Annotated in this window: 13 protein-coding genes; 3 read left to right on the top strand and 10 right to left on the bottom strand. The window is 73.8% G+C overall.

The features are described from left to right. Window positions 1–6: 6 nt before the first annotated feature. A complete protein-coding gene (locus IEZ31_RS01360) occupies window positions 7–1,287 on the top strand; it encodes a prenyltransferase/squalene oxidase repeat-containing protein (RefSeq protein ID WP_190247830.1) in 1,281 nt (426 codons plus the stop codon). On the opposite strand, the gene IEZ31_RS01355 is transcribed toward IEZ31_RS01360, so the two are convergent. From IEZ31_RS01355 to hisD, 3 genes are read right to left on the bottom strand one after another with little or no spacing between them, the layout of a single operon-like run. Further along, window positions 1,244–1,720: a nucleoside 2-deoxyribosyltransferase gene (locus tag IEZ31_RS01355; protein ID WP_190247829.1), complete on the bottom strand. Its 477-nt coding sequence runs from the start codon at window positions 1,718–1,720 to the stop codon at window positions 1,244–1,246. The genes IEZ31_RS01360 and IEZ31_RS01355 overlap by 44 nt on opposite strands. A gap of 23 nt (window positions 1,721–1,743) precedes the next feature. Next, window positions 1,744–2,508 carry an SDR family NAD(P)-dependent oxidoreductase gene (locus IEZ31_RS01350; RefSeq protein ID WP_229833944.1) on the bottom strand — a complete coding sequence of 255 codons (765 nt, stop codon included), beginning with the start codon at window positions 2,506–2,508 and terminating at the stop codon, window positions 1,744–1,746. Then, a complete protein-coding gene (gene hisD, locus IEZ31_RS01345) occupies window positions 2,505–3,806 on the bottom strand; it encodes a histidinol dehydrogenase (protein ID WP_190247828.1) in 1,302 nt (433 codons plus the stop codon). The genes IEZ31_RS01350 and hisD overlap by 4 nt, the downstream gene beginning before the upstream one ends. 37 nt (window positions 3,807–3,843) lie before the next feature. Here hisD and IEZ31_RS01340 point away from each other — a divergent pair, with 37 nt between their 5' ends. Further along, window positions 3,844–4,833: a LacI family DNA-binding transcriptional regulator gene (locus tag IEZ31_RS01340; RefSeq protein ID WP_190247827.1), complete on the top strand. Its 990-nt coding sequence runs from the start codon at window positions 3,844–3,846 to the stop codon at window positions 4,831–4,833. A 63-nt stretch (window positions 4,834–4,896) separates the two neighbouring features. Here the strand turns inward: IEZ31_RS01340 and IEZ31_RS01335 are convergent, their stop codons facing one another. From IEZ31_RS01335 to IEZ31_RS01310, 6 genes are read right to left on the bottom strand one after another with little or no spacing between them, the layout of a single operon-like run. After that, complete coding sequence (locus IEZ31_RS01335; RefSeq protein WP_190247826.1) at window positions 4,897–6,492, bottom strand: DUF4139 domain-containing protein; 1,596 nt, start codon at window positions 6,490–6,492, stop codon at window positions 4,897–4,899. 38 nt (window positions 6,493–6,530) lie between these two features. Further along, complete coding sequence (locus IEZ31_RS01330) at window positions 6,531–8,714, bottom strand: glycosyl hydrolase family 95 catalytic domain-containing protein (RefSeq protein ID WP_190247825.1); 2,184 nt, start codon at window positions 8,712–8,714, stop codon at window positions 6,531–6,533. Then, window positions 8,698–10,575, bottom strand: a complete 1,878-nt coding sequence (locus IEZ31_RS01325; RefSeq protein ID WP_229833942.1) for a beta-galactosidase — start codon at window positions 10,573–10,575, stop codon at window positions 8,698–8,700. The genes IEZ31_RS01330 and IEZ31_RS01325 overlap by 17 nt, the downstream gene beginning before the upstream one ends. Before the next feature lie 4 nt (window positions 10,576–10,579). Beyond that, window positions 10,580–11,509, bottom strand: a complete 930-nt coding sequence (locus IEZ31_RS01320) for a carbohydrate ABC transporter permease (protein ID WP_190247824.1) — start codon at window positions 11,507–11,509, stop codon at window positions 10,580–10,582. After that, window positions 11,506–12,444 (bottom strand): ABC transporter permease, encoded by a 939-nt coding sequence (locus IEZ31_RS01315; protein ID WP_229833940.1) that lies wholly within the window; start codon window positions 12,442–12,444, stop codon window positions 11,506–11,508. Before IEZ31_RS01315 ends, IEZ31_RS01320 begins: the two co-directional genes overlap by 4 nt. 49 nt (window positions 12,445–12,493) lie before the next feature. Further along, window positions 12,494–14,173 carry a type 2 periplasmic-binding domain-containing protein gene (locus IEZ31_RS01310; protein WP_190247823.1) on the bottom strand — a complete coding sequence of 560 codons (1,680 nt, stop codon included), beginning with the start codon at window positions 14,171–14,173 and terminating at the stop codon, window positions 12,494–12,496. Between the two features lie 218 nt (window positions 14,174–14,391). Between IEZ31_RS01310 and IEZ31_RS01305 the strand changes: the two genes are divergently transcribed. Next, window positions 14,392–16,635 carry a beta-glucosidase family protein gene (locus tag IEZ31_RS01305; protein ID WP_190247822.1) on the top strand — a complete coding sequence of 748 codons (2,244 nt, stop codon included), beginning with the start codon at window positions 14,392–14,394 and terminating at the stop codon, window positions 16,633–16,635. Here IEZ31_RS01305 and uxaC read toward each other — a convergent pair. Then, window positions 16,625–18,037: a glucuronate isomerase gene (uxaC, locus tag IEZ31_RS01300; protein ID WP_229833938.1), complete on the bottom strand. Its 1,413-nt coding sequence runs from the start codon at window positions 18,035–18,037 to the stop codon at window positions 16,625–16,627. The genes IEZ31_RS01305 and uxaC overlap by 11 nt on opposite strands. Window positions 18,038–18,146: the final 109 nt, after the last annotated feature.

The raw sequence follows: 18,146 nt of genomic DNA, 5'->3' as shown, positions 1-18,146 counted from the left end.
GCGCGCGTGGACTCCATCGACACCGCCGAGATCGAGGCCTGCGTCGACCGCTCCATCCGGCTGCTGCGGCGGACGTTCCGCAAGCACGGCCCCGGCGGCGGCTGGTACCACGACCTGGAGAACGGCCCGCCGGGTCCGTCGGCCACCGCCGCTGGTCTGGCCTCGATGCTGATCGTCGCCCGATCGAACGAGCACGTCGCCGACGCGTTCGCGTTCCTCAAGGCGCGGCAGTGCCGGTCCGGCGACCGCCTGATCGACGGCGGGTGGGCGGTCAACACCAGCAACGGCATACCGGTGTCCGAGTGCACCGCGTTGGTCGTCTGGTTGATCGCACGCTGCGGAACCCACCTCACGCCGTCGGCACCGGACCTCCGGCGGGCGGTCCAGTGGCTGGCGCGCAATCAGAACCCGGACGGCGGCTGGGGCTCGTTCAGCGGGCAGCCGTCGCGTACGTGGCTGACGGCGCTGTCGGTCCGGGCGCTGAGCGCGGCGCGCGCCGCGGACCCCAGCCTCCGGCGCGGCGTCCAGTGGCTGCGGGAGCACTGCGGCGACGCCGGCGGGTGGGCCGAGGTGCCGGGCGCTCCGCCGACCGTCACCCACACCGCGCTGGTCCTGACCGCGCTGTACGAGGCGGGAACGCCCGCGCAGGACCCGAGACTGTGCGACGGCTACGCCTGGCTCCTGCAGCACCTCGATCCGGGGCGGCTGCACGACGACGAGGCCCGGTACGAGGTCTACAACGTGACCCGCACGTCGGCCGACGGCAGCGCGTCGACGTGGGTCAGTGCGGTGTGGCACCCGGGGTTGCCCTATGCGGTGTCGGCCCTCACCCGGCATGCCGGCGAGCCGGCGGCACCGGTGCTGTTCACCGCGGTCAACACGCTGCTCCGCGGCCAGCGCGCCGACGGCCGCTGGCCGGGCGTCGACGGTGCCGCCCGCCTGTCGATGTGGGACCTCTGGCCGTACCTGGACGCGCTGCACGACGTCGAGACGATGCGCCTGGCGCACCGGGGCGACCGGCTGGTGCTGCTGCGGCCCGGCGCCGTGCTGGTCCAGCGGCCGTCGGTGCGGTCCGTGGCGCCGGCGCGCGTGCTGACCGGGGGCCGTCGCACCCGGTGGGGATCCCTGCTGCGCCGTCACTGGGCGACGGGGATCCTCGCGGTGTCGGTGGTGGTCGGCGCGGTAGCGGCCCTGCTGGGCGTGATCGCGCCGCGGGAACTCGTGCTCGGGCTGTTGCTTCCGGTCATTCTGGTGTTCGTCCAGCGGGCAATGCGGCCGTCCCGATGAGCACGTCACGCAGTATCGCGACCGCCTCGTCCTGCGACCGGCAGACGTGGGTGGCGTGGTACCGAAGCCACGGGCGCTGCTCGTACCCTGTCGAACCGACGTACACGACCGCCGGGATGCGCCACTGGTGTGCGTAGACGAGCTCGGCGACGCAGCCGATGTAGTTGCGGGCCGGGATCGTCATGTCGACCAGCATCGCGTCGCTGCGGCGGAGCAGGGCGAGGTCCAGTTCGACGATGGCGGCGGCGTGCGCACTGCCGGTGAGGCCGGGCAGGTCGGCGCCGGCCTCGTGTTCGACGGGATCGACGAGTCGCAGGCCGAGCCGTGCCAGGGCCTCGCGGGCCCGGGCCGACGACATCGCGACCTCGGTGGGGTCGACGAAGTCGACGGCTCGGGCGAAGTAGACGGACGGCTGCGGGCGGGCGGCTTCCATGGTCGGCAACGGTACCGATCGGGTCAGCGGGCGATCATCCCGGCCGAGAGGTCGATGTCGGCGCCGCACAGGCCGGGCATGTTGAGCATCGCCGCCGTGGCCAGGGCCACCTCCTCCTCCGTCACCATGCGTTGCAGCGCCGCGCGGGAGACGAAGGCCGCCTCGGCCTCCGCCGGGGTCGTGCCCGTCCTGGCTGCCTCCAGGGCGAAGTTGCGGCTCATGCGCGGGCCCTCGACCGGGCCGGGGGAGAGGGTGTTGACCGAGACGCCGAGCGGGCCGACCTCGTGGGCGAGGGTCGTGGTCAGGCCGATGACGGCCATCTTCGAGGCCGTGTACGGCGTCCGGCGAGCGAGGGGGCGTTTGCCGCTCACCGAGGCCACGTTGACGATGTCGCCGCGGCCCGCGGTGAGCATCGGCGGGAGGAAGGCGCGGCACATGAGGTACACGCCGCGGACGTTGACGGCGAAGACCTCGTCCCAGTCGTCCGGGCCGACCTCCCACAGCGGGGCCACCGGGCCGGCGATGCCCGCGTTGTTGACCAGGATCGAGACGTCCTCGGCCGCGAGGTCGCCCGCCAGGGCCGCCACCGAGGACGGCGCGGCGGTGTCGGCCGGGGCGACCACGCCCGGCGTCGCCAGCTCGGCCGCCACCGCCTCGAGCTTGTCGCGGTGGCGGCCGGTCAGGATCACCCGGGCGCCGCGGGCGGCCAGCAACAGCGCGATCGCGCGGCCCAGGCCGTTGCCGGCGCCCGTCACCAGCGCGGTGCGGCCCGCGATGCGGTCGCTCACCCCTGGTACCAGGGCAGCGGCGCGCCCGCGTACTTGTGGGCGCGGACGTCGCCGGAGCGGGCGTGGCCCTCGAACAGTTCGACGCGGGAGGCGCGGCCGCACAGCTCGCCCAGCCGGGCGCTCGCCGCCTCGTCCGTGACCTCCTGGTACGTCACCGTCTTCAGGTACTTGCCGACCCACAGGCCGCCGGTGTACGTCGCCGCGCCGCGCGTCGGCAGGGTGTGGTTGGTGCCGATGACCTTGTCGCCGTACGAGACGCAGGTGCCCTCGCCCAGGAACAGGGCGCCGTAGTTGCGCATGACCTCCAGGGCCTCGCGCGGCTGCGACGTGAGGACCTCGACGTGTTCGAAGGCGTAGCGGTCGGCGAGTGCCCAGGCCGCCGCGCGGTCCGGCACCACCACGACCTCGCCGTGGTCGCGCCAGGCCGGGCCGGCGAAGTCGACCGTCGGCATGCCGGGCAGCAGCTCGTCGACCAGCTCGAGCACCCGGCGGCCGAGCGCCTCGGAGGTGGTGATGAGCACCGCGGGCGAGTCGGGGCCGTGCTCGGCCTGGCTCAGCAGGTCGACGGCGACCACGAACGGGTCGGCGTGCTCGTCGGCGATGACCAGGATCTCCGTCGGGCCGGCGAACAGGTCGATGCCGACCTCGCCGAAGAGCTGGCGCTTCGCCTCGGCGACGTAGGCGTTGCCCGGGCCGGCCAGCAGGTCGACCTTGCCGATCGTCTCGGTGCCCAGCGCGAGGGCGGCGACGGCCTGGGTGCCGCCGAGCAGCAGGATCTCGTCGGCGCCGGCCAGGTGCAGGGCGGCCACCGTGGCGGCCGGGACCTCGCCGCGGATCGGCGGGGTGCACGCGGTGACCCGCTCGACGCCGGCCACCTTGGCGGTGACGACCGTCATGTGGGCCGAGGCGACCAGCGGGTAGCGGCCGCCGGGCACGTAGGCGCCGGCCGCGGCGACCGGGATGTTCTTCTGCCCGAGGAAGACGCCGGGCTCGGTCTCGACCTCGAAGTCGGTGAGGGACTCCCGCTGCCGCTCGGCGAAGTCGCGGACCCGCTGCTGGACCGTCCGGATGTCGGCGAGCGCCTGCGCCGGCACGGTGGCGACGATCTTCTCGATCTCGTCGGGCGTCAGCTGGAACGACGCCGGCGACCAGCCGTCGAAGCGCTCGGAGTAGCGGCGCACGGCGGCGTCGCCCTCGGCGCGCACGTCGGCGATGACCTCGGCTACGGTCTGCTGGACCTGCCGGCGGGCTGCGGGGTCGCCGGCTCGCGGCGACGCCGCCTTGAGATGAAGCGTCATGCCCTCACCGTGGATTGCATACGTATACTTGTCAACCGTGGCGCGGGTGACCAGCTTCGACGTGGCGGCGCTCGCGGGCGTCTCCCAGCCGACCGTCTCGCGGGCGCTGCGCAACCTGCCCGGCACCGCGCCGGAGACGCGCGAGCGGGTGCTGCGGGCCGCGGCCGAGCTGTCGTATGTGACGAGTGACCGCGGGCGGGCGCTGTCGACGAGCAGCACCCGGCGCATCGCGGTGGTGGCCGCCGAGCTGACGAACCCCTACTACCCGGAGCTGGTCGAGCCGCTGCGCCGCGAGCTGGCGCGGCACGGCTACCGGACCGTCCTCGTCGCCGACGGCGACGACCTCACCGACGGCTCCTACGACGGCGTGGTGCTCACGACCACGACCCGGCACTCGACGCTGCCGCGCGACCTCACCGAGCGGGGCGTCCCGCACGTGCTGGCCAACCGGCTGCTCGACCACCCCGAGTCGCCGGGCTGTGCGATCGACAACCACGAGGGCATGCGGGTCGTCGCCGACCTGCTCGCCGGGCTCGGCCACACCCGGATCGGGGCGGTCCACGGCCCGGTCGACACCTCGACCGGCCGCGAGCGCGCCGACGGCCTGCGGGCGGGGCTGCGCCGGCACGGCCTGCACCTGCGCCGGGCCCACGTCCGCCGGGTGCCGTTCAGCCACGATGCCGGGTGCGTCGCGACCCGGGAACTGCTCGGGCTCGACGACCCGCCCACCGCCATCGTCTGCGGCAACGACGTGATCGCGTTCGGCGCGTTGTCGGCCGCCCGCGAGCGGAACGTCACCGTGCCCGAGGACCTGACGGTGATCGGCTTCGACGACATCCCGGCCGCCGGCTGGCCGCTCATCAGCCTGACGACGATGCGCTGCGACCTCGCGGAGCTGGCCCGCAACGCCGTCGAGCTGCTGCTGGCCCGGATCGCCGGCACCGCGGAGGCGTTTGCGCAGCGCCGGCTTCCTCCGGTGCTGGTGGAGCGGACGACCCATGCGCGGTGCTCAGGCCGTGTCGAGTAGCCCGGCGGATGGCCCCGTGCCGGACCGTCCGTAGCGTCGGCGGCACCAGCGCCGGCGGGTGACCTACTCGCGCCAGCCGGAGAGCTCGACGCCCTTCGCGGTCTCCACGCGGTACCCCAGGCGCAGGGTCGCCGACTGGCCCTCGGCGAGCTGCAGGCGCCAGGTGAGCACGCCGAGGTCGGTGCGCTCGGCCGGCTGGGGCTCCACGGCGGTCTCGCGCACGGCGATGCCGTCGTGGCGGCTGACCGGCAGCTGGTCGAGCACCGTGATACGGACCGTGCGGCCGGTGTAGTTGCCGATCGTCGTGCGGTACTCGACCTCGCGGCGCCGGCTCGAGCCCAGCGTCGCCTTGGTGGCGGTGCGGCGGACCAGCTCGCGCTCGACCCGGACCCGGTCGTCCAGGCCGAGCGCCAGCTCCAGCTCCTCGCCGGGCGCCCAGGTCGACAGGTTGGTGCGGCTGACGAAGTCGGCCTCGTGGAACACCGAGGCCTTGCCGGGCGGCAGCGTGTGCTGCGACGAGTTGGTCACCACGGCCCGGACGTGGACGTCGGTCGAGCGGGCCGGGGCGGTGACGTGGTCGAGCCGGGCGGTCAGGTCGACCACGGCGATCGTGGCGCGGGCGGTGGTGCCGTCGGCGGGCACGGCGACGGGGCGGGCCGGGCGGTACGTCGCCGCGACCGGGCCCTCCTCGACCCGCGCCTGGGCCACCTCCAGCTCCATCGGCGCCGAGACGTCCATCGCGGCCGCGACCGCGCGGGGCGGCGGCGCACCGCCGGGGGCGGCCATCATCGGCGCCGGCATGGGCATCCCGCGACCGCCGTACGGCTGGGGCGGCGGGGGCGGCGGCAGGAGCGGGTCGAGGTACCACGGGTCCAGCTCGGGAATCGCCACGACGCCCGACGGGCGGGCGGTCGACAGCGCCAGCTCGCACTCCGGCCAGTCCTCGCCGGTGCGCTGCTCCACCAGCCCGAACCAGGACAGCTGCAGCGTCTCGCCGACCAGCCGCACGTCGTACGTCGAGCGCCAGCCGGCCTCGGGCACCTGGTAGGAGACGTCGAGCTCGACCTCGCCCGGCGCCGACACGGCGAGCGTGACGACGGCGTAGCGCCCGTCGGGCTCCCGCTTGCCGGACAGGTCGGCGAGCCGCCGGTCGAGCGCGGCGAGCCGCTCGGCGACCTCGGTGCGGCGGCGGCGCAGGTCGCGCAGGGCGGCCAGCACGCCGGTCAGCTCGTCGCCCAGCGTCGTGGTGAACGACGCCACCGCGTCGGTCGCCGCGGCGCCGGTCGCGACCGCCCGCGCGTAGGCGCCGCCGGCCCGCTCGCCCAGCGTGGTGAGGAACGTGCGGCGCTGCTGCAGCACCGACTCCGCGTCCTCGATCTCGACGGACTCGTCGGCGGCGCGGTCGCGCTCCTCGCGGACCGCGGCCAGGGAGGCGTCGGCCGGCCGCTCGCGGCGCCGGAGCACGACGTCGACGCCGAGCACGGTCGCCGGCCCGCGCCCGCTGACCCGGATCGAGTCGCCGTCGAGGCTCAGCGGCAGCGGCCCCACCTCGACGACCTGGTCGCCGGCGTCGAGCGTGACCCGGCCGCGCCGGGTGACCCGAGCCTGCGTGGGGTAGACGGTGACCGCGACGACGGCGGCGTCGATCGTGTGAGGCACGTTGGGCACCGTAGCCCATCGGCGCACCCCGGGGCAGCCTACGACGCGGTCAGGACGTACTCGGTGCCCGCCGTGGCGTCCCAGGTCAGCCGTCGGCGGCCGGGGGCCGCGCCCGGGGCGGCCGTCGCGCCCGGGACCGTGAGCGGGCCGGGCGGGAGGTCGGCCACCAGGGGGCCGTTGCGGCCGGCCACGATGCGCGCCTCGCGCAGCGCGCCGCCCGCCCAGGACAGCGCCACCTCGTGGCCGCCGCGGCAGCGCAGGCCGCGGGCCGAGCCGGACGACCAGGCCGGCGGGAGGGTCTTGAGCAGCGCGACCGTGCCCTCGTGGCTCTGCACCAGCAGCTCGGCGATGCCGGCCGCCGCGCCGAGGTTGCCGTCGATCTGGAAGATCCAGCCGGTCGGGCGGGCCGCGTCCGGGTGCAGGGTCAGCAGCGACGGCGAGCACAGCTCGTCCAGCAGCGCCCGCAGGGACGACGCGGCCAGCGGGGCGTCGCGCAGGCGGGCGGCCAGGCACAGCACCCAGGCGCGGCTCCAGCCGGTGTGGCCGGTGCCCGCGGCCAGCCGCTGGTGCAGCGCCAGCCGGGCCGCCGCGTAGTCGGCCGGGGTGCCCGTCTCGGTGATGCGGGTGCCGGGGTACAGGCCGTAGAGGTGGGACAGGTGGCGGTGGCCGGGCTCGCCGGGCGGGCGGTCGTCGTACCACTCCAGCAGGGCGCCGTCGGGGCCGGTCTGGACCGGCCGCAGCAGCTCCAGCGCCCGGGACGCCTCCGCCGCCAGGGGACCGCCCAGGGCGGCGCAGCGGGTGAGCACCTCCCGCGCCAGCTCCTGGTCCATCGCGCAGCCCCAGGACACGGCGGTACCGCCGGAGAAATCGTGCTCCGGAGAGGTCGACGGGCTGAGGACGAGCGCGCCGGACGCGTCGGGGACCAGCAGGTCGAGCGTGAAGCGGGCCGCCGCCGCGAACACCGCCGGATCGGGCGGTTCGCCCCCGAACGACCAGTGCTCCCACAGGTGGGCCGAGAGCCAGGCCAGCGCCGACGGCCAGTTCGCCCACTGCGGCTCGCCGGGCACCGGCGCGGTGAACCGCCACAGGTCGGTGTTGTGGTGGGCGGCCGCGCCGCCGGCGCCGTAGTGGAACGCCGCCGTGGGCGCGCCGGCCACGGCCAGGTCGCGGGTCAGCGTGAGCAGCGGCTCGTGCAGCTCGGCCAGGCCGGTGGTCTCGGCCGCCCAGTAGTTCATCTGCGCGTTGATGTTCGTCGTCCAGTTGCTGCTCCAGCCGGGCCGGACGTCGGCGTTCCAGATGCCCTGCAGGTTGGCCGGCTGGGTGCCCGGGCGGGAGGCGGCGACGAGCAGGTACCGGCCCAGGTGGAACAGCAGCTCCTCCCGCGGCGCGTCCGGCAGGTGCAGGTCGGCCCGGCCGAACCAGCCGCGGTGCTCCTCGACGTGCCGCTCCAGCAGCTCCGCCGTGGACAACCTCCGGGCGGCGGACACCCGGGCGACGGCATCGAGGGCGAGCTCGGAGAGATCGGTCGAGGGCGACTCGAAGGGGCCGCGGAAGCCGGTGGCCGCCGCGACGAGGAGCCGGTCGCCGTCGACCGCCGCCGCCACCGCGAAGCCCATGCCGGCGGGGCCGTAGGTCACCGCCGGCGAGCGGTCCACGACGTAGTTGGGCAGCACCGACTCGGGCGCCTGCCCGGTCCACACCAGACAGCCGTCGAGCTCCCCAAGCGTCACTCCCGGGTGCGGCGAGTGCAGCTCCGGGGCGCCGGGAGCGGCGACGGAGACGACCAGCACGTCGTCGGGCGCGGAGACGAACGACGTGACCTCGGCACCGCCGTGCCGCGTGACGGCGACGGCCCGGGCGAGGTCGAGCCACCGGCGATAGCCGTCCGTCGACGCCGAGCCAGCCGAGCCGTAGGCCAGCGTCAACCGCCCCAGCGGCTGGTAGGACTGGGTCCAGGCCGGCCCCTGCAGCGACCGGGCCAGCGCGTCGGCCCGCGCGTGGTCGCCCGCGGCGATCGCCGCCCGCAGCGGCGGCAGCGCCCCGGCCGGCGACGGGCCCGGCGGCGGTGCCAGCGGGCCGCCCGACCACAGCGTGTCGGCGTTGAGGTCGAACCACTCGGTGCCGCACCGGCCGTGCACCATCGCGCCGAGCCGGCCGTTGCCGATCGGGAACCCGTCGTGGAAGTCGGCGGCCGGCGCCGTGAGCTCAATGCGGTGCCGCAACGATGTCCACCGTCAGGTCGTCGTGGTTGAGCAGGAACACCCGGTCGCCTCGGCGCACGGCCTCGACGCCGGGCGGCAGGTCCGGCAGCACGGGCCGGACGCCGGCCGCGGCGCACACGGTCCGCAGCAGCCGCCGCATGCCGTCCGGCGACGGTAGCGTGGCCACGTACCAGGCCCGGCCGTTGCGCAGGACCATCGGCCGCCCGTCGAGCGGCCCGCCCCGGGCGGTCGCCACCACGGAGGCCCCCCGCGCCTCGGCCCACTCCGCGAAGCCGGTCGCGACGAAGTCGCCCAGGTCCCCCGAAGCGACGGCCAGCGGTGCCGCCAGGGGCCAGTGCTCCTCGACCCGGACGCCGAACAGGTCCGCGAGCCCCCAGGGCCAGCCGCCGGTGAAGACCCGCTCGTCGGGGTCGGCGACCCCGCTGAACGGCCCCATGACGAGCGTGCCGCCGCCGGCGACGTAGTCGCGCAGGTTGGCCGCCGCGGCCGGGGTGACCTGGTACAGGTTGGGGACCAGCACCAGGCGGTAGTCGCCCAGCGGCCCGTCGGCGCGGGCGAAGTCGCAGGTCACGTTGTCCCGCCACAGCGGCGCGTAGTACTCGGTGAGCCGGTCGACGTAGGAGAACCCGTCGAGCGGCTGGTGCGGCAGCTCGCAGGCCCGCCAGGCGTCCCAGTCCAGCACGATCGCCACGCCGGCGGCGACGGTCGACCCCACCACGGCGGACAGCGCGTCGAGCGAGGACCCGAGCTCGCAGATCTCCCGGAACACCCGCGAGTCGGGCCCGGCGTGCGGGACCATCGCGCCGTGCGCCCGCTCGGCGCCCTGCCGCGACGCCCGCCACTGAAAGTGCAGCACCCCGTCCGCCCCCCGCGCCACGGCCTGCATCGACCACAGCCGGTTCAAGCCGGGCCGCTTCGGCGTGGCGACCGGCCGCCAGCTGGCCGCCCCCGGCGACTGCTCCATGAGCAGCCACGGCCGCCCGCCGCCGAGGGAGCGAACGACGTCCTTCGACAGGGCCCCGCGCAGGGCGGCGTCCGGGTCGTTCGGGTCCGGATAGGTGTCCAGCGAGACGAAGTCCTCCTCGGCGGCCCAGCGCCAGCCGTCGGTGTGCCGGTAGAGGTCCATGAAGTTCGTCGTCACCGGCACGGCAGGGTTCGCAGAACGAACGGCGTCGCGCTCGGCGGTGAAGCACTCCAGGAGGGCGTCCGAGACGAAGCGCTGATAGTCCAGCTCCTGGCCCGGGTTGCCGATGTACTGCATGTGCCGCGGCGGCAGCACCTCGTCCCACGACCCGTAGCGCTGCGACCACACCGCCGTCCCCCAGGCCGTGTTCAGCCCGTCGAGGTCGCCGTAGCGGCGGACCAGCCAGCCGCGGAACCGCCGGGCGCAGTGGTCGCAGTGGCAGGCGGTGCCGTACTCGTTGCCGATGTGCCACATCCGCAGGGCCGGGTGCCGGGCGTAGCGGGCGGCGAGCGCCTCGGTGACGACGAGCGCGGCCCGCCGGTAGGCCGGCGCGCACGGGCAGTACTGGTTGCGCGAGCCGTAGAGCCGCCGCACGCCGTCGGGCCCCTGCGGCAGGGTGTCGGGGTGCCGGTGCCCGAGCCACGGCGGCGGCGACGCGGTGGGGGTGGCCAGCGCCACCCCGATCCCGTTGTCGTGGAGCAGGTCGAGGACGGTGTCCAGCCACTCGAACGTGAACCGGCCGGGCTCGGGCTGCAGCGCCGCCCACGCGAAGACGCCGACCGTGACCAGGTTGACGCCGGCCGCGCGCATCAGCCGTACATCGTCATCCCAGACCGCCGCGGGCCACTGCTCGGGGTTGTAGTCGCCCCCGAACAGCAGCCGCCCCTCGCTCAGCACGTGCTCAGCCCTTGATCGCGCCGGTCAGCATGCCCTTGGTGAAGTGCCGCTGGACGAACGGGTAGGCGAGCACGATCGGGATGAGCGTCAGCGTCACGACCGCCATCTGCAGCGAGAGGTGGGCGATCTGCTGGTGGCCGGCGTACTGGCCGGTGCCGGTGGTGCCGGTGCCCGGCATCGCGCTGCCCTGCAGCGTGTAGGTGTAGAGGATCATCTGCAGCGGCCACTTGCCGTTGTCCGGCAGGTAGAGCAGGGCGTTGAAGAACGAGTTCCAGTAGCCGACCGCGTAGAACAGCGTGATGACGGCGAGCACCGCCCTCGACGTGGGCACGATGACCGACCACAGGATGCGCCAGTCCCCGGCGCCGTCCACCCGGGCCGCGTCGATGAGCTCGGGTGCGGTACCGCTGAAGAACGCCCGCAGCACCAGGATGTTGAACACCGACACCGCCAGCGGCAGGATCATCGTCCAGTACTGCCCGTAGCCGCCGAGGGCCGTGACGACCAGGAACGACGGGATGAGCCCGCCGCTGAAGAACATCGTCACGACCAGAAACATGAGGATCGTGCGGTGGGCGAACGAGCCGCGGCGCGACAGCCCGTAGGCGCACAGCACGCTCACCACCATCGACAGCGCGGTGCCGACGACGGTGATGACCAGGCTGACCAGCAGCGAGTGGGTGACGAGCTGGTTGGTGAAGATCTGCCGGTAGGCCTCCAGGGTCAGGCCCTTCGGCACGGTGACCAGCCCGCCGGCCTCGTTGATCGACGCCTGGGTGGAGAAGCTGGTCAGCACGATCGAGTACAGCGGCACCAGGATCACCGCGACGACGAGCACCAGGACGACGCCCTTGCCGGCCTTGGCGGCCGGCCCGGACGGCTCCTCCCACACGGGCCCCTGGTGGCGGCGGCGCGCCTGCACGTTGACGCTCATTTGCGGTACAACCCGTCCTCGCCGAAGGCGTGCGCCAGCTTGTTCGCGGCCAGCACCAGCAGCAGTGACAGGACGCCCTTGAACAGCCCGGCGGCGGCGCCGTAACTGAAGTTGTTGTTCACGACGCCGTAGTAGTAGGCGAACGTGTCGAGCACCTCGGAGGCGTCGCGCCCGACCGCCTGCCGCTGGACGAGCATCTGCTCGAAGCCGACGGTGAGCGCGTTGCCCAGCCGCAGCACCAGCATGAGCACGATGACGCCGCGCATGCCGGGCAGCGTCACGTGCCACAGCCGCCGCCACCGGCCGGCGCCGTCGGCCGCGGCCGCCTCGTAGAGGGTCTGGTCGATGGCTGCGAGGGCAGCCAGGAACACGATGATGCCCCAGCCGGCCTCCTTCCACACCGCCTGGGCGGTGACGAGGAACTTGAAGGCCTCCGGGTTGGTCATGATGTCCCAGGTCTCGTACCCGTGCCGGCGCAGCAGGGTGTTGAGCGCCCCGGCGCCGCCGAGCATCTCCTGGAACACCGTCACGACGAGCACCCACGAGAAGAAGTGCGGCAGGTAGACCACGGCCTGCACGAAGGCGCGCACGCGGCCGCTGGCCACCTCGTTGAACAGCAGGGCCAGCGCGATCGGCACCGGGAAGTACAGCACCAGCTGCACCGCGCTGATGACGAGCGTGTTCTCCAGCGCGTGCCAGAAGATCGGGTCCTGGAGCAGCCGCTCGAAGTTCTTCAGGCCGACGAACGGGCTGTACCAGAACCCCGAGTAGATGTCGTAGCTCTGGAACGCGGTGACCAGCCCGAGCATCGGCGCGTAGGCGAACACGGCCAGCAGCACGACCGTCGGCACCGTCATGATGAGCAGCGAGCGGTCGCGGCGCAGGCGGATCCGCCAGCGCCGCTCCCGATTCGGTGCCGGCCCGGCTGCGTCCACGGTCCGGTCCGCAGCCGGGCTTGCTGATGTCGTCGCGGTCACCGCGTCCTCACTGGCCGGTGCCGTACTTCGTCCGGATGTCCTCGTAGAACTTGCGCAGGTCGTCGCCGCCCTGCCGGCGCCAGTTCGCGACCGCCTCGGTCCACGCCGAGATCGGCTTGCGGCCCAGCTTGACGTCGGTGATCGTGTCCTTCATCGGCTGGGTGAGCGAGCCGAACTGGGCCGGCTCGGAGACGTTCATGCCGTAGAAGAGCGGCTTCTTGAGGTACTTCACCATGTCGGCCTGCCAGGCCGCGTAGTCCTTGGCGACCTGCGCGTTGCCGGACTTCACCGTGGTCGGCGAGAGCGGGCTCGCGAGGAACTGGTACGACGTGGCGATCTCCTTGCTGCCCTGCTCGGTCAGCAGCGGGTTGCCGTCCTGCATCGTGTAGTGGGTGCCGGAGACGCCGAAGTTGACCGTCAGCCACTCCGCCGAGCCGTAGGGCGCGGCGAGGTAGTTGGCGATCGACAGGAGCTCCTTGATCTGCTTGTCGCTGAGCTTCTTGTTGAGGTAGCTGTACATGCCCGCGCCGTTGCCGATCTCCACCGTCGGCTGGCCGCCGGTTGCGCTGAAGGTCTTGAACGCCTGCCGGTTGTAGCTCGGGTTCGCCGCCGCGCCGGACTTGGTGTCGTCGCCGTTCCAGGCGCCGGTGCCGTCGGCGCAGACCGCGACCTTGCCGCTCCAGAACCGCTGCTTGGCGTTCTGGCTGTTGTTGGCGACCGCGTCGGGGTGCAGGTAGCCGGCCTTGACCATCTTCGCGTGCCAGTTGAGCGCCTCGACGATGCCGTCGGTCTCGTAGCGGTGCACCAGCTTGCCGCCGTTGTCGGTCCACGGGTAGTTCCCCGACGGGAACCCGTAGAGCTGGCCGATGTAGCCCGCGTCGTCGCCGAACAGGTCGTCGAACGCCCACTGGCCGGCCGCGGCGTTGGTGAGCGCCTTGCCGACCGCCTCCAGGTCGGCGACGCTCTTGATGTCGGCGGAGACGCCGGCCTTGTCGAAGAGGTCCTTGCGGTAGAAGTAGGCGCCGGCGACGACCGCGCCCGACGAGTAGATCGGCAGGCCGTAGAGCTTGCCGTTCCACACCGCGGAGACCCAGGCGTTGGTCGGGATGGCGGCGAGGTTGGGGTACTGCTTGATGTTGTCGCCGGACAGGTACGGCGTGAGGTCGGCGAACTTGGTGCGGACCGCCTCGCCGAAGTTCAGCTTGCTGATGTTCCAGCTCGGGATGTCGATCCAGTCCGGCAGCTTGTCCGAGGCGAACAGCGGGGCCAGCAGGTCGCCGTAGGTGTTGCCGTCGGCGGGCTGGATCTTGACCGTCGCGCCGAGCTCCTTGTTGACGGCGTCGTAGTAGGCGTTGCCGCTCGACGGCGGGATCGCGCCCCACAGCGGCGTCATCGTCACGTAGGTACCGCCGGAGCCGACCGGGCCGGTGACCGTCTTCGGCGGGCTGGCCGGGTACGACAGGAAGGTCGGGTCGGTCACGCCGCCGGCCGCGCCGGTCACCGACGCGATGTCGGGCTTGACCGAGGTGGCGGGCACGAACGCGGGCAGGACCTTGGACAGGTCGGTCTGGCTGGTCGTGCCCGGGTTGTTCTCCTTGGGGCTGCCGCACGCGTCGAGCAACGGCGTGGCGGCGATGACGCCGATCGAGGCGAGCAGGCCCCGGCGGCTGAGCCGGTGGCTTCCCATGGTGGTACCACCCTTCGGGTGTGTGCGATGCGGAGGTGGGGTGTCGAAGCGCTTCGAGGCTGGGACAGTAGGACATCGTCGATGGCTCGACAAGGACGGTCGTCGATGCACGCGGACAACCTCGGGATCCGGGATGAAACTTTCGCCGGGTTTGACAGCAGCCGGGCGAGCCCCGATCATCGCGACATCGTCGAAGCGCTTCGAAGGGGTCGTTTCTTTTGGATCTGCTGCGCGAACTCACCACGGCCGAGAAGCTGGCCCTGCTCCACCAGGCGCAGCCGGCCGTGCCCCGGCTCGGCCTGGCCGCGTTCCACACCGGCTGCGAGGCGCTGCACGGCGTCGCCTGGCTCGGCCCGGCGACCGTGTTCCCGCAGGCGGTCGGGCTCGGCGCGACCTGGGACCGGGGCCTGCTGCGGGAGGTCGGCGCGGCGGCCGGCACCGAGGTGCGGGCGTTGCACCACGACGACGGGCGGGCGTCGCTCAACGTCTGGGCGCCCGTGGTCAACCCGCTGCGCGACCCGCGCTGGGGCCGCAACGAGGAGGGCTACAGCGAGGACCCGTTCGCCACCGCGCAGCTGGCGATCGCGTACTGCACCGGCCTGCGCGGCGACGACCCGTCGGTCTGGCGGACCACGCCGGTGCTGAAGCACTTCCTCGCGTACAACGTCGAGACGCTGCGCGACAAGGCCGACATCGCCGTGCCCGAGCGGGTGCTGCACGAGTACGAGCTGCCGGCCTTCCTCGGGCCGCTGCGCGCCGGCGTGGTCGCGGGCGTGATGCCGGGGTACAACCTGGTCAACGGCGTGCCGAACCACGTGCACCCGCTGCTGCGCGTGCTGCGCTCGGCGGCGCCCGACGTCGTGATCTGCTCGGACGCGTACGCCCCGAGCAACCTGCTCGCCCAGTTCCCGACCGCCGCCGAGGGACACGCCGCGGCCCTGCTGGCCGGCGTCGACAGCTACACCGACAACGGCCCCGACGGCGGGCCGACCGTCGCCGCGTTCACCGAGGCCCTCGACCGCGGCCTGGTCACCCTCGCCGACGTCGACGCGGCCGTCGGGCGGATCCTCGCCATGCGCGCCTGGACCGGCGAGTTCTCGCGGGACGCCGACCCGTACGCCGGCACCCCCCGCGAGGTCGTCGCCGGCGCCGAGCACGGCCGGCTGGCCGCCCGGGCGGCCCGGGCCGGGATCGTGCTGCTGAAGAACGCGGGCGGCGCGCTGCCGCTGTCGTCGCCCGGCAGCCTCCCCGGCACGGTCGCCGTCGTCGGGCACCTCGGCGACCGGGTGCTGCGGGACTGGTACAGCGGCAGCCTCCCCTACGCGGTCACCGTCGCCGACGGCCTGCGCGACCGGCTCGGCGCCGACCGGGTCACCGCGGTCGACGGCCTGGACCGGGTCCGTATCCCGCTGTTCGGCGACACCGTCCTCGCGCGCCAGGACTGGGGCACCAGCGTCCAGTGCCCGGTGCCGGTGCACACGTTCCGCGCGCCGAGCGGCTATCTCACCGCGGACGACGCGGGCGTGCTGTCCCTCGACGCGCCGACGCCCGACGGCTGGGAGGTGCGCGAGCTGTGGGAGCTGCACCCGGTCGACGGCGGCGTCGCGCTGCGCTCGAACGCGCTGGGCCGGTTCGTGACGGCCGCGCTGACCGCCACGGGTTCCCTGGACGACGCGGCCGCCTTCGCCGTCGAGCCGGTCTCGTCCGGCATCGAGGCGGCGGTGGCGGCGGCCAGCGCCGCCGACCGGGTGGTCGTGGTGCTCGGCAACGACCCGCACATCAACGGCCGCGAGACCGTCGACCGCGACGGCCTGGCCCTGCCGGCCGAGCAGGAGGCCCTGCTCCGGGCGGTCTGCGCGGCCAACCCCGCCACGGTCCTGGTCCTGGTGTCGAGCTACCCGTACGCCGTCGACTGGGCCCAGGACCACGTCCCGGCCATCCTGTGGACCTCGCACGCCGGCCAGGAGCTCGGCTCGGCGGTGGCCGACGTCCTCCTCGGCACGGTCAACCCCGGCGGCCGGCTGCCCCAGACCTGGTATCGCGGCGACACGGTCCTGCCGGCACCGACCGACTACGACGTCATCGGGTCCGGCTGGACCTACCAGTACTTCCGCGGCGAGCCGCTGTACCCCTTCGGCCACGGCCTGTCGTACACGACCTTCGCCTACGGCCCGCTCACGGTCGACGGCCCGACCGCCCGGGTGACGGTGACGAACACGGGCGAGCGCGACGGCGACGAGGTCGTCCAGCTCTACGTGACCCCGCACGCCTGGCCGGTCCCGTCGCCGTCCCGCCGGCTGGCCGCCTTCGAGCGCGTCCCGCTGGCGGCGGGCGAGTCCCGCGAGGTGGTGCTGGACGTGGCTGCGGAGGCGCTCGCCCACTGGTCGGGCGACGGCCTCGTGACGCCGCCGGGCTCGTACACCTTCACCGCGGGCCCGTCGGCCGTCACCGTCAGCCGGTGAGCGGCTCCGGGCGGCGGTACAGGCGGCGGGGGATGGTGTAGGCCAGGTCGGCCGCCGTCTCGAACGCCTCGTCGAGGTCCAGGAGGCGGCGGGCGACCAGCTCGGCGAGGTAGCCCGCGTCGATGCGGCGGGCCAGGTCGTGACGGGCCGGGATCGAGGCGAACGCGCGCGTGTCGTCGACGAAGCCGGCCGTGCGGTAGAAGCCAGCGGTCTCGGTGACCGCCTGGCGGAAGCGGCGCAGCCCGTCCGGGCTGTCCAGGAACCACCAGGGCGCGCCGAGGTGCAGCGCCGGGTAGACGCCGGCCAGCGGGGCCAGCTCGCGGCTGTAGGCGGTCTCGTCGACCGTGAACGCGACCATCCGGAACCGCGGCTCGTGGCCGAACGCCTCCAGCAGCGGCCGCAGCGAGCGGGTGAACTCGGCGGCGACCGGGATGTCGAACCCGCGGTCGGGGCCGTAGCGCTCCAGCGCCGCCCGCGAGTGGTTGCGCAGCACGCCGGGGTGCAGCTGCAGCACCAGGCCGTCCTCGCAGGACATGCGGGCCATCTCGTACAGCATGTGGCCGGCGAACGCGGCCGCGTCCCGTTCGCTGACGGCGCCGCGGAGGGCGGCGCCGTAGATGCGGGCGGCGTCGGCCTCCGGCAGCGGGTCGGTGCCGGCGGACTCGTGGCCGTGGTCGGTGGCGAGGGCGCCCGCCGCGACGAAGTCGAGCCGCCGGCGGCGCAGCGCCTCCAGGTAGCCGGCGTAGTCGCCGGTGTCCACGCCGGCCAGGCGGCCCAGGTCGGCCACCTCGCCGGCCCACTGCGGGCGGGCCAGGTGCACCAGCGCGTCGGGGCGGAACGTCGGGATGACCTGCTCGCCCCAGCCCTCGGCGGCCAGCCGGCGGTGCGCGGACAGGTCGTCGAGCGGCGAGTCGGTGGTCGCGAGCACCTCGATGCCGAACCGCTTGAACAGCGCCCGCGGCCGGAACTCGGGCTCGGCGAGCCGCTCGGACAGCTCGTCGTAGAGCTCGTCGGCGGTCTCCGGCGCCGGGGCCAGTTCGACGCCGAAGACGTCGACGAGCTCGTGCGTCAGCCAGTACCGCGACGGCGTGCCCCGGAACAGGTGCCAGTGCGCGCAGAACGTCCGCCAGATCTCGCGCGGGTCGCGGTCGGCCCCGACGCCGAGGTCCTCCAGGGGGACGCCGCCGGCGTGCAGCAGCCGGGTGACGTAGTGGTCGAGCGTGATGAACATGCGGGCCGGGTCGGGGAACGGCACGTCGTCGGCGAGCACGGCGGCGTCGACGTGGCCGTGCATGCAGACGAGGGGCAGCGAGCGCGTCTCGGCATACAGGTTGAGGGCGATGTCGCGCGCGGTCGGATCGAGCGGGAGGGCGCGGTCCTCGTGCAACTGTAAGTATCTCACCGGCAGCTCCGTACAAACGTTTTCATCACTCTGATGTCCCTGAACGCAAGCCGTCAAGTCCGGATCGACGGGAGTCTTGACAATGTTGTGCAAAGGTTTTCAGACTACG

It is taken from the genome of Dactylosporangium sucinum, assembly GCF_014647515.1.
Lineage (GTDB): Bacteria > Actinomycetota > Actinomycetes > Mycobacteriales > Micromonosporaceae > Dactylosporangium > Dactylosporangium sucinum.
The sequence above is the reverse complement of the archived record's forward strand: the minus strand, read 5'-3'. Positions and strand labels throughout refer to the sequence as shown.